The following is a 12,119-nucleotide window of genomic DNA, read 5'->3' as shown; positions in this document are numbered from 1 at the left end:
GGCGCCTCCCGCAAGCGCGCATCGAGGTTCTTGAGCTTGCCTTCGGCGCGGCGGCGCTCGAGGTGATCGCCCTCCAGCGTCGCGACCCCGGCTGAATCATAGCCACGATATTCGAGACGCCTGAGCGAATCCACCAATTGCTCGGCGACCGGCCCATGCCCGAGAATGCCAATGATTCCGCACATGCGGTTGTTATCCCCCGATCGAAAAACCGGCTTTTCTTAACGAAACTCGGCCGCGCCGAGATATTCAATAATTATTGCGGATTGAGACAGCGTTAGCTGGAGGCAACATTAAGTGGAAGGCTTAACGAGCTGCTTTAACCGCCTTTTGGCCGCTTGTCGCGAGTCTTGAGCTCGCGATAGCGCGTGGCTCCGCCTTCGCGGTTGGTCTGCTGGCTGCGTTCAACCGCCATCGCATCGTCCGGCACGTCGCGGGTGATCACCGAGCCCGAGCCGATATAGGCGCCCTTGCCGATCTTGACCGGCGCCACCAAGGACGAATTTGTGCCGATGAAAGCGCCCGCGCCAATTTCGGTTCTGTGCTTGCTGAAGCCGTCATAGTTGCAGGTGATGGTGCCCGCGCCGATATTGGAACTAGCGCCGACATGGGCGTCGCCGACATAGCTCAAGTGGTTGACCTTGACGCCGGCCTCGAGCGTCGCCGCCTTGGTCTCGACGAAGTTGCCGATCCTCGCACCTTCGCCGACCGATGTCCCCGGACGCAATCTCGCATAGGGACCGACGGAGGCATTCTTGCCGATCGAAGTCTGCACGACATGGGAAAACGAGTGGATCACGGCGCCGTCAGCAATCGAAACGCCGGGTCCGATCACGACGAACGGCTCGATGGTCACGTCCTTGCCGAACGATGTGTCGGCGGCGAGGAAAATCGTCTCCGGCGCGACGAGGGTCACGCCTGCTTCCATGGCGGCGTTGCGCAAACGCGCCTGCATCACGCTTTCGGCTTCGGCGAGTTGGGCCTTGGTGTTGATGCCGCGCACTTCATCCTCGCTGGTTTCGATCACGAGAGCCTCCAATCCCAGATCCCGAACGATTGTCACCGCGTCCGTCAGATAGTACTCGCCTTTGCTGTTGGCATTGCCGATCCTTTCGAGAATCGAAAGAGCCTTACGTCCGTCAAAGGCCATCACACCCGCATTGCATAGCCGGACTTCGCGTTCGGCGGGGGTCGCATCGGCCTCCTCGCGGATCGCCACCAGGCGCCCGCTCTCGACGAGCAGACGCCCATAGCCGGAAGGATCGGCGGCGCGAAAGCCGAGCACGGCGAGGGTTGCGCCCTCGTTCAAGGCTGCTCGCAGCCGCTCGAATGTCTTTGCCGAAATCAGCGGCGTGTCGCCGAACGCAATGATCAGATGGTCTGCGCCGCGCGCCAGCGCCGCGCGCGCCGCCAGCACCGCATGCGCCGTGCCCTTGCGATCCCGCTGAACGAATGTCTCGGCGTCCGCGCGATGCCGCGTCGCCTCGTCCGCCACGACCCGCTGATCCGGCCCAATAACGACCGCAAGGGCGGTATCGGGCCCCTCGGGGGCGCCCGACAGCACATGAGCAAGCAGCGACTGTCCGGCAACAGGGTGCAGCACTTTGGGCGTGGACGAGCGCATCCGCGTTCCCTCGCCGGCTGCAAGCACAATGGTCAGGACAGTCCTGCCGCTCATCGAAATTCCCTAGGATCCACACCTTAAGCGGCCTTTACCGCCGCCGCCCTCATAGAGCCTTTTGGTCTCCAAAGGAAACCGGATTCGGCCCGAGTCATGGCGCCCCCGCGAAGATTGCGGCCGATTTCCTGTTAATGTTTGACGATTGATTCGGTTGGGCCTGGGGGGCCGAAGACATCCTATGGCGAAGGATTCCGACAGGAAGCGCGGCGGGCTGAATATTAAAGAGACCGGCGGCGCGCTATCCGGCCTCCTCGCGGAGGAGGACGGATTCGACCGTCGCATGCTGTGGCGGCTGGGAACCTGGGCGGTTGTCACAGTCGGCGCCGTCGTTGTGGCGCTCGTTAGCAATCAATCCTCGATGGGCCTGCGGCGCGAACAGACCGCGTCCGCCGATCTGTTGAAGCAGGCCCAGCAACTCCAGCTCACCGCCAAGGAGAGCCAGAACGAGACTCGCCGATTGGCTTCCGCCGTCGAAACGCTCAACGGCGATCGCGACCGGCTTTACGCGCGCGTTGCCGTGCTTGAGCAGGGGCTCGATTCCGTCACCGGGGCGATCGCGCGGCAAGCCCCCGCGTTGGCGCTGCCGCTGGCGAGTTCGAGCCCGACCAAGGCGGGCCAGACCAGCGCGAGTGCAGCTCCGGCTGGCAACTCTTCCACTCTGCCGCCCGCGCCAGCTTCAGCCCCGGCACCGGCACCGACCGCCACGGCGCCCCCGGCGATAACCGCGTCGACCGCACGCATTGAGCCGCCTCCAGCTGCGGCCAAGGTCTCGGCGCCGGCCCCGATAGTCACACCGGTCGCCGCAACCGCGCCAGCGGCCCCGGACAAGCCCGTCGCAGAGAAGCAGGACAAGCGCGCCTCAACATCCCTTCCACCGGAATCGGGCCCGGCCGTGGGATCGGCGAGCGCACTGCAGAGCGCGTCAATGTCGCCGTCCGGTTCTCTGATGCCGCCAAAACCGATGATGTCTCCTCCGGATCCGGTGGCAGGAAAACTGATGGAGCCTGCTAAGCCTGCTGTGGCGCCGAAGACGGGCACGTCGGCGCCGGCAGAAATCGCCGCGGTCGCGCCCAAACCCACCGAGGAAAAGGCACACGAGAAAGACGAACCGGACCCGACGACCGAAATCGCGGCGCGCCGCACCGAATTCGGTGTGGATGTCGGGGGCGCCAATTCGGTTCCAGGTTTGCGCGCGCTATGGCGTGGACTTCTGAAGTCGCGCGCCAATGCGGCGCTGACCGCGCTGCGCCCTATCATCGTCATCAAGGAAAACAACAACGGTCTGGGCATGCAATTGCGGCTGGTGGCCGGACCAATCAACGACGCGGCGGCAGCTGCAAAAATCTGCGCTTCGCTGACCGTTAGTGATCGGGGCTGCACCACCACGGTGTTCGAAGGTCAGCGACTAACCATGGGCGCCGACGAGCAGAAGCCGAACACCGAAGCCTCTTCCGAGACCAAGCCCGCGTCCCAAGCCAAACCGGAGGCCGAGGCTAAGCCGAAATCTTATGGCCACAGGCATTACGCTCCCAAACGACAGGCCAAGGAAGATGTCCCCCCGCCCCCGGAGGAAAAGCCTTCCACGCTGTCGCTGATTTTCGGCAGGCACTAGGCCTCGCGGCCGGATTCTCGCCCAAACGATAGAAATTCCCATCCTTTCAGATAGTTGAAAGACGTTCTCGAACGTGTTCAGGAAGGCTGTGGTGGCGCCGCTTAATTTACCCTTGCGCATCTGAGCCAAAAGGGTCAAATCCGCGCCAACTTGCCGAAGGACACTTTCGTGAACAAAGCCCCGTTCCGCCTCACCCCCTATCAGGTGCAGTGGCTGCTGATTGTGGGTTTCCTCACCGTGGGTTACGCGATCTACGTGCGCTATATGGGGATTGAGCTATCCTCTACGTCGCTCGCTTGCGATGCCGGCCTGCAAACACTGCTCTGCAAATCGAGAGCACTTGCGACGACCCTGTTTCGCAATTCGGTTTTCGGGATTAGCGCGCTCATCATCGCAGCCCTGCACGTCATCCGGCCATCCATCGTCCTGCTGACGCTTGGCTTGGTCGCCGCCGGTCTCGGCATCGTGCTGTACAATGTCGTTCTGTCGGGGCTCGCGATCGGACTGCTTATTTTGGGATTTGCACGGCCCGCGCCCGCCACAGCGTAGCGGCGAGCAGGACGTAAATCACGCAGGTCCACACCGACTGCCAATTGTTCGAACCTTCGTTAAAGAAGGTATAGACCGCCGTGATCACCAGCAAGGCGGCAAACGTCGCCTCCGCGATCGGGCGCCGGCCCTCTTTCGGGCGATTGAGCAGTGACAGCAAGGCGAATGGCACGACCGCCATGGTCAGCGCCGCATAGGGAAAATCCTTGTAGCGCGGATCGAACGTCAAGCCGATTGCAGTATCGGCGCCAATGACGGTGGTGATGGCCAGAGCCAGGCCCAGAATCGAGGCCATCCACGACCGGCCACGATAATCGGCAGGACCGAGCAGTTCGAGAAAAGTCGGCAAACCACGCCCTGACATCAGCACGTGGGTGCCAAACAAGGGCGACACAAGTCCGGCGGCCAGCAGAGAGCCCCAGAACAACCAGCCGCCGATGCCGTAGCTTTCATAATACATCTTGTCGACGGCGATGCCGAGCAGCGCACCGGCCGAGGTGGCGGAAATAGCGACCGCGATCCAGGCTGCAAGCCCGGGTTTCCAGGGCTTGCGGCGCAAGGCCAACCAACCGACCGCAAAGGTCAGGACAGCCAGTGCCATGCCGCCGGCCATTTGCAGCTTCCAGTACGGATAATTGCTGATCGCAATCCCTGGCGGATATTTCAACGCACGATGGACGGAATCAAACAGTCCCCAATAGCCGCCGACGGTGCCCTCAAGCTGGCGCTTCCACGGCTGGTCATAAGCTTCGATCAGATTGACGCGGAAATTTTCGCGCTTGGCCAGATCGAGGATTTCGGAAACGACCCGTGCCTGGTTGGTGCGGGACGGCAATGCCGCATCGCGCATGCGCCCCCTGCTCGGCCAGCCAGTTTCGCCGATCAGGATCTCCTTGCCCGGAAATGCGACTTCCATGCGATGCCGGATGGCCTGAACATGGGCCGCAGCCCACTTCGCGCGGACTGGAAAATCCTCCCAGTAAGGAAGGATGTGAATGGTGATGAAATCGACCGCGTCGTAGATCTCCCGGTAGCGCAGCCAGAACTCCCAAACGTCGGCATAGGTCACAGGGACCGGGACCTGCGCCTTGACGGCACGGATCGTCGTAGCGAGGTCCGACTGCGTCATCTCTCCGCGCAACAGGACCTCGTTCCCGACGACGAGGGCCGTGATGGTCGATGGAAATTCCTTGGCTAGCCGGATGCCCGTTGCGATCTGAACCGCGTTCTTCTGGCGGTTGCTGCTCAGCCAGATTCCCTGGATAACCTTCAGCCCCACCCTCGCCGCGAGTTCGGGGACCTGGTCGAGGCCATTTCCGATCGAATAGGTGCGGACGCAATCCGATACCTTGGCGAGTTGGGCGAGATCTTCGGAAATCTGTTCGGCCGAAATGTAGGTTGACGAGGATAGCGGGCTCTGGTCACCGCGGAAGGGAGCGTAGGACACGCACATCAGTTTGGCGTTTGGGTCGATCGGAGCGCGCGCCAGCGATATCGGCGTGGCAAGCCACCACCACACCGCGGCAATCGAACCTAGCGATAGTATGAGAAGCGCCAGCGGCGTGCGAAAAGTAATCTGTTCCATCCTCCGCGAAGGGTTCGTCGATTAACCGGTCGCGGGCGATCTGCCAAGAGCGGGATGCAGCGGCTCCTGCGCCGGCCGGCAGCCGGCTGCATAACGGAGTTATAAAGTTGCTGGTTTGCTGGACAAAATCCAAAATCTCCGTCATGGGATTCCACGACGGACGTCTGCCGCATTGGAGGCCCAATTCGGCGGCAAGCGTTGGCGGGTCGGTCGATCCGACGGGGTCTGCTTGTGAACCAAATCGGGGAATTCATGCGTCAGCGGTTGCTTCAGGGACGGTTTGCGGTGTTACGCCATTTCGTTGTTCCGGGACTGGCCCTGATGCTCGGCATAGGCGGCGCTTTCGCTCAGAGCGGCGCGCCGCAAAATGCGGACCAGTCCGGCAAGTCAGCAGCTGCTGCTGCCGAAGCGGCCAAGGAAAACCAGCGCAAAACCGATGAATTTGCCGAAGCTGCCCATGCCATCAATGGACCGGCTGGCAACCCCGAATGTGTCTGGCTCGGCCGCCGGGTCGTTCAGCTGATGTACCGGGACGATCTTGATACCGCTTTTCGCCATCTCGACCTGTACGACCGGTTTGGCTGTCCGGGAGGCCATGTCCAGGCTGCGTTCCGCTGCCTGACCCGCTTCCTGCCCCAGATCGATGACAAGGTGGCCAACAGCCTGAACAACCGCATCCATGCCTGCTGGATCAATCCGAATGCCCAGCCGCAGGCGGCAGCCGCTCCCGCCCCTGCGGCGACCGCCGGCAGCGCCACAGCGGCTCCCGCGGCGACGCCCGCTCCGGCACCTGCCACCAAGTAATCTGCCCGTCGGGAATAGGAACGGGACAGGTTCTGAGAAGGTTACAGCCTAGCCTCCGGCTGCGCGCCCTCAAAACGCCATTCCTTCATACGCATACCAGTTGTTAAATCGCGCGGCAGGATTATCTTTGGAATCGCTCCCGTGTCGGCCGAACCTTGGGGACGGGTTCGCTTCATCCCACTGCAAGCCCCGAATGGTTAGTTGCGATGCGCGCCGTCGTCGCCGTCTTGTTGTTGGTTACCGCCGCTCACGCCGCGCTTTGGTTTTTTTTTCAGGACAAGCGGCAGGCTCCTGATTTCACAAGTGTCCTGCCGAGCGTCTCCTACACGCCTTTCGAACCCGGTCATAATGCCGCGGCTGACCCGGCTGCTGACGCGGACAAGGTTCGGGATGATCTGAAGAAGCTCTCCACGGTTACCCGCGCGATCCGTCTCTATACGTCGACGGAAGGCAGCGAACTGGTGCCGCCGATCGCAGCCGAGTTCGGCATGAAGGTCATGCTCGGCATCTGGATTGCCAAGGACATCGACCGCAATAATCGAGAGATCGAGGCCGCCATCGATTTGGCCAGGCATAACAGCAACGTCATCGGCATCGTTGCCGGCAACGAGACGATCTTCACCGACCAGCAAATTCCCGTCGAAAACCTGGTGGCGCCTTCGCAGCGGGACGCGTTTGCCGAAGAGACCAAACGCATAGCTGCCGAGGAAGCCCAGCGAATCAAGGACGCCGAAGCTCAGCCCGAGAACAAGAGGGCTGAAGCATTGAAATGGGCCAACGATGAAAATAACGCCCATCGGCTGATCCGGCTGATCCAGCGGGTCAAGAAGTCCGTCAATGTGCCGGTGACGACCGGTGATATCTACAGCGTCTGGAGCGAGCATCCCGATCTCGGCTACGCGGCCGATTTCATTGCCGCGCACGTGCTGCCTTATTGGGAACGGTTCTCGTCGACCGAAGCGGTCGATCAGGCCATCAACCGCTACCAATTCCTCCGCAACCAGTTCCCGGGCAAGCGCGTCATGATCGCGGAATTCGGCTGGCCGAGCGCGGGGTACAACCTCGGCAAGGCCGTGCCCGGCCTATTCGAACAGGCAACGGTGCTGCGCAATTTCGTCACCCGCGCCGAAGCGATCGGCGTGGACTTCAACATCGTCGAGGGCATCGACCGGCCCTGGAAATATTTCGAGGGCGGTGTCGGTCCTTACTGGGGCGTCCTCAACAACGCCGGCGAGCCCAAGTTCAATTGGACAGGCCCGATCGTCAATCCGGACTACTGGAAGCTTGCAGGCATTGCCGTGCTCGTCGGCATTCTGATGTCGCTGCCGATCTTGCGGCTGGCGCGGCCGACGATCCTCCAGGCACTGACATTATCGACGGCGGCGAACGGTGTCGGGGCCTGGGCCGCCACCGTCTTCGCCTTTTGGAACGGGCACTACTTCGTCTTCGGCTCATCCCTCGCTCTGACGCTGGGTCTGATTTTGCTGGTTCCGCTGATCCTGATCGCGATGGCTCGGGTGGAGGAAATTGCCTCTATCGCCTTTGGACGCAAGCCGCGCCGTCTCCTCGTCAAAGGTGCACCCACGGTGCCCGCGACCATTGGCGACAGCGTCAGCTTTCCGAAAGTCTCGATCCATATCCCGGCCTATTTCGAGCCTCCGGAGATGCTGAAAGCCACGCTCGATGCGGTTTCCCGGCTTGATTATCCGAATTTCGAATGCGTGGTGATCATCAACAACACGCCCGACCCGGCATTCTGGCAGCCGATCCAGGATCATTGCCGGGCGCTCGGCGAGCGCTTCAAGTTCATCAATGCCGAGAAGGTCCAGGGGTTCAAGGCCGGCGCCTTGCGCATCGCCATGGAGCGGACCGCGGCGGACGCCGAGATCATCGGGGTCATCGATGCGGATTACGTCGTCGGTCCAGACTGGCTAAAAGACCTTGTGCCTGTCTTTGCCGATCCTCGCGTCGGGCTCGTACAGGCGCCTCAGGATCACCGCGACGGCGACCGCTCGCTGATGCACTACATCATGAACGGCGAATATGCCGGCTTCTTCGACATCGGCATGGTTCAACGCAACGAGGAGAACGCGATCATCGTGCATGGTACGATGTGCCTGATCCGCCGTGCCGCGATGGATATGGCGGGCGGCTGGGCTGGCGACACCATTTGCGAGGATACCGATCTCGGCTTGAACATCGTCGAGCATGGCTGGCTGACGCTCTATACGAACTATCGCTACGGCCATGGTCTATTGCCGGACACCTATGAGGCGTTCAAAAAGCAGCGCCACCGCTGGGCCTATGGCGGCTTCCAGATCGTCAAGAAGCACTGGCGGCGTTTCCTGCCAGGCGCGAGCCGTCTCTCGCGCGATCAAAAGCGCGAGTTTTTGCTGGGCTGGCTGAACTGGCTCGGCGCGGAATCGCTGGGCGTTGTGGTCGCGCTCCTCAATCTGATCTGGGTGCCGATCGTCGCTTTCGCCGACATCGCCATTCCCGACAAGATTCTGACGCTGCCGATCATTGCAGCTTTTGTGGTGACGCTGGCGCATTTCCTCATTCTCTACCGGCTGCGCGTGCCGGTGAAATGGGGACAGATGCTGGGCGCAATGATCGCGGCCATGAGCGTTCAGTGGACGGTGGCGCGCGCCGTCGCACAGGGGCTGATTACCGAGCATTTGCCGTTCGCGCGCACCTCCAAAGGCGGCCTGTCGCGAATGTCGATCGAGTTTCAGGCGTTTTGGGAAGCGGTGATCGGTGTGCTGCTCCTAGTTGGCGCAGCCGTGCTGGTGGTCACGAATAATTCCAAGCAGATCCGCGAAATCTACATCTTCGCCGGCGTGCTGGTCCTGGAAAGCCTTCCGTTTCTTTCCGCCGTGGCGATCGCGATCCTGGAGAGTTCACGGGTCAACTCGTTCAAGTTCTGGCATGACGCCGGGATCCGCACCGCCGAACTGATCGGCCTGAGGCCGGTGGCGCTGCCTTCCGTACGCTCGCCTTCGCAGCCGATCCCAAGCGAAATTCGCTCCGAGGTGAGCTGACGCCGCCATCCCGTTTCGCTGCTTGCGATGCGACTATGCGGTTGAATAATTCCTTGGCCGTCGGGAATGCGTTGCCAGGGCGATCTTGCGCTCGGATCGCGCACGAAGCGCAACCGTACACGCAATGCTCGCCAGGCGCTGACACGCTAACCGGGAATTAATCTCGTCAGCGCATAATCTGCCGCAGTTAGAGGTGGGCACGCGTAAAGGAGACGTCGCGAGGACGATCCAGCGGCGGCTCCTTTTGTTCAGGTATTGAGTCAATGCAGGTAACCAGCACATCGGAAGCGCCGAACCAAACCGAACAACCCGAGGCCCAAGCGCCGAGCGGACGGGCGAGTCGGAAGTCGATCCTGGCTCTGTCGATGCTGGCCTTGGCCATCAACGGCACGGCGGCCATCTACACACTGCCGTCATCGTTTGAAATCCCGCTGCCGAATGTCAGCCTGTCTTTGCCAGATATCAACCGGCTGGCAGAACTGCTTCCGCACGAGAAAGCTTCGGCTCCAAAACCGGACCCGGTGCTCGTCGCCCTGACGGATATTCAATCCACCCAGCAGCAACACGCCGCCTCGCTGCAGGAGGCACTGCAGGCGAACAACTCATCATTGCAACAAAACACTGCGTTGCTTCAGCGGGATACCACAGCGCTTCTTGGGTTAAGGCAGAGCCTGACCGACGAACAGTCCGATATCAAAAAGATATCTACTCAGCTTTCGACGCTGATGGCGAAAGTCGACACGCTACAAAACGCGATTGCGCCGGAGATAACCTCCTCGATTCCCAAAGGACGGGCGCACAACCGGCTCTCCGCAATGGCCCGCAAGAAGTGGGTTCGATTGCCAAAGCCGGTTGGCCCCGTTTCGGTTGGAGGCGCGCCCCTAACGACCGCACCGGCCCAAGGCTTCGGTGCTGAGCAAAGTCCGGAAGGTTGACGCGGGCGATCGCGGCGTACGTGAAGCTGGAAGTCACGCTTTGTCGTGGGCGTACTTCTCCAGTATCAGCCGATTGTATTCTGCGTGCACGGCCTTCCGTGAAACATGCCCTTTTCGGTCCTTGGCTATCTTCAGAAGATCAGGATCGGTGGGCGCCTGTGATTTCCGTCTCAATCTGGCAAAGAGCCCATCGGCGGGTCGCGGGGTTCTTCCAAACAGGCTGTCAAACCATCCCATGGTGTCCTCCCTCTCGTTTTCATCATTTCAGGCGATAAAAAATGCGCCGTCGGGCTCGAAAACCTTGTCCCTGCGCCTGTCTTACTGTGCCCCCAAAATCCTTCGCGAAATCAACTTTAGCTGGTCTCGTGCCGCAAGGATGTGAGCTGGTTCGCATCCAAGCATTCGCTGTCGGGGCGGCCCTGGCTCAGCGAGACCGCTCGTACTTGCGCATTTCATGCAGGCGCGCCCGGCAGTATTCGCGATAGATGTCTTCGACGAATGCCCACATGACCATCCCCCGTCCTTAATGTGGCCAAGAACCTTGCGCGCGTTCTGTTTCAGGAATGTGTTGCGGCTATCGAGAAATGGTTTCATTCCGAAGCTCTGTTGGGCCGCGGCACTAACCTATGAGAATGCGGACACCCCCTGCGCCTGCCGACGCGGTTGTGACGAGTAAAGGTTCGCCTATATTCGGCCATGATGGCCAGAACCCTTGCATTCCTCATTGTCGCCGCAGTGGTTGCAGCCGCGCTCGCGGCACTCACGCACAATGAGCTGGGTTTATCTTCGCTGCTCATTCGCAAAGCGGCACTGCTCAGCTCCGGCATGCTCTGCATAGGTCTCTACTCCAGCCGGTTCGGAAACCGGCTGTAGGGCGGGGCGGGCGCTGGCGGAGTAGTCACGCACGCTAGCAGCTTCACGGCCCAATGATGCGCGGCGCGCCGCGCCCGTCCAGCGTTGTTCCTGGACAGTCGTAACCTGAACAAATCAACCAGCTGCACAAAAGGGCATGATAAGTCATTGATTTCATTGGTGAGCGCGCTGGGGATCGAACCCAGGACCCCGTGATTAAAAGTCACGTGCTCTACCGTCTGAGCTACGCGCTCGCTCAAGGGCGCTGTGTAGGTGGCTGGCGAATGCGGGTCAATAGCACGCGCTGCACACGCAGTGGAGCCCGCGTCCTGGAAATCCGAAAGCAGGTCCGGGCAAACCAACGCATATGGCGAGGAAAGCCGGTCACCCGCTTCGCGTTCGCCTGCTCGGTTACGCTGCCAGGATTTTGATTCCCCAGCACACAACGATAACGGCGACGATGATGCAGGTCGCGGTAAGTGCGTTCTCCAAGGCAGATGAAGCCATCGTGATGCTCTCATTTGCCTACCCCGAGCAAACGCTAGGCGATTCCGCTGCGAACCCGCAACTCGGCAAAGCCGGATATCAACAGCCTCCACGGTCCCGCATTCGCAAGGGAACCAATATGTTCATGCCAATTCTTCGTTGGGAACTTTAGCGATACGCGGGCGCCTTACCCCTGGTAAACACCAGCGCTCGCAGCTCAATGCTTCCGGTGGCAGGGTATCTTTCGGAGCGCGGTTAGGTCGATAACGCGGCGTGCCAGGCAAAGCCGTAGCCCGCGCCCTTTACTGCGCCTTAGCTGGGCAAAATCCTTCGCCGAGGCTGGCGCTTATCAGCAAGAATTTTTTTCGCCCCCGCGAGACGCAAACGGCCCCGGAGCAAATCCGGAGCCGCTCGAATGGATCGAGTTTTCGATGCGCCTAGCTGCCTGACGGATTTATCGACGGCGATTCGCCACCCGGTCGAGAAATATCTCTTCCTGTGAAGCCGTGATTCACAAGGCTCCAATACTCCTCCGTATTTCGGGGTGGCAAATAGTCTCCAGGTGCTTGGCCAT

8 protein-coding genes, 1 tRNA gene and 1 pseudogene are annotated in these 12,119 nt (G+C 60.9%); 6 read left to right on the top strand and 4 right to left on the bottom strand.

The window, feature by feature from the left end:
- Positions 1-185 (bottom strand): annotated as a pseudogene (locus NEZ08_RS03470) (glutamine--fructose-6-phosphate aminotransferase); the annotation flags it as partial.
- Between the two features lie 134 nt (positions 186-319).
- Complete coding sequence (glmU, locus tag NEZ08_RS03465; protein ID WP_298103543.1) at positions 320-1,678, bottom strand: bifunctional UDP-N-acetylglucosamine diphosphorylase/glucosamine-1-phosphate N-acetyltransferase GlmU; 1,359 nt, start codon at positions 1,676-1,678, stop codon at positions 320-322.
- A 181-nt stretch (positions 1,679-1,859) separates the two neighbouring features.
- Between glmU and NEZ08_RS03460 the strand changes: the two genes are divergently transcribed.
- A complete protein-coding gene (locus tag NEZ08_RS03460) occupies positions 1,860-3,293 on the top strand; it encodes a hypothetical protein (protein WP_298103541.1) in 1,434 nt (477 codons plus the stop codon).
- A 168-nt stretch (positions 3,294-3,461) separates the two neighbouring features.
- The gene (locus NEZ08_RS03455) at positions 3,462-3,842 is read left to right on the top strand and encodes a hypothetical protein (RefSeq protein ID WP_298103538.1); all 381 of its coding nucleotides are present in this window, start codon (positions 3,462-3,464) and stop codon (positions 3,840-3,842) included.
- Here the strand turns inward: NEZ08_RS03455 and NEZ08_RS03450 are convergent.
- On the bottom strand, positions 3,802-5,427 hold the full coding sequence (locus NEZ08_RS03450) for a beta-(1-6) glucans synthase (RefSeq protein ID WP_298103536.1): 1,626 nt from the start codon (positions 5,425-5,427) through the stop codon (positions 3,802-3,804). The genes NEZ08_RS03455 and NEZ08_RS03450 overlap by 41 nt on opposite strands.
- A gap of 252 nt (positions 5,428-5,679) precedes the next feature.
- Here NEZ08_RS03450 and NEZ08_RS03445 point away from each other — a divergent pair, with 252 nt between their 5' ends.
- The 3 genes from NEZ08_RS03445 to NEZ08_RS03435 all read left to right on the top strand — a co-directional run bounded on the left by NEZ08_RS03445 (position 5,680) and on the right by NEZ08_RS03435 (position 10,207).
- Positions 5,680-6,231: a beta-1-3, beta-1-6-glucan biosynthesis protein gene (locus tag NEZ08_RS03445; RefSeq protein ID WP_298103534.1), complete on the top strand. Its 552-nt coding sequence runs from the start codon at positions 5,680-5,682 to the stop codon at positions 6,229-6,231.
- Between the two features lie 206 nt (positions 6,232-6,437).
- Positions 6,438-9,272, top strand: coding sequence for a glycosyltransferase (locus tag NEZ08_RS03440; RefSeq protein ID WP_298103532.1), 2,835 nt, complete (start codon positions 6,438-6,440; stop codon positions 9,270-9,272).
- Between the two features lie 263 nt (positions 9,273-9,535).
- On the top strand, positions 9,536-10,207 hold the full coding sequence (locus NEZ08_RS03435) for a hypothetical protein (protein WP_298103529.1): 672 nt from the start codon (positions 9,536-9,538) through the stop codon (positions 10,205-10,207).
- A 1,030-nt stretch (positions 10,208-11,237) separates the two neighbouring features.
- Here the strand turns inward: NEZ08_RS03435 and NEZ08_RS03430 are convergent.
- Positions 11,238-11,313 (bottom strand) — tRNA-Lys (locus NEZ08_RS03430).
- A gap of 113 nt (positions 11,314-11,426) precedes the next feature.
- Here NEZ08_RS03430 and NEZ08_RS03425 point away from each other — a divergent pair.
- A complete protein-coding gene (locus NEZ08_RS03425) occupies positions 11,427-11,717 on the top strand; it encodes a hypothetical protein (protein WP_298103526.1) in 291 nt (96 codons plus the stop codon).
- The last annotated feature ends 402 nt before the right edge of the window (positions 11,718-12,119 follow it).

It is taken from the genome of Bradyrhizobium sp., from assembly GCF_027451485.1.
GTDB lineage: Bacteria > Pseudomonadota > Alphaproteobacteria > Rhizobiales > Xanthobacteraceae > Bradyrhizobium.
The sequence above is the reverse complement of the archived record's forward strand: the minus strand, read 5'-3'. Positions and strand labels throughout refer to the sequence as shown.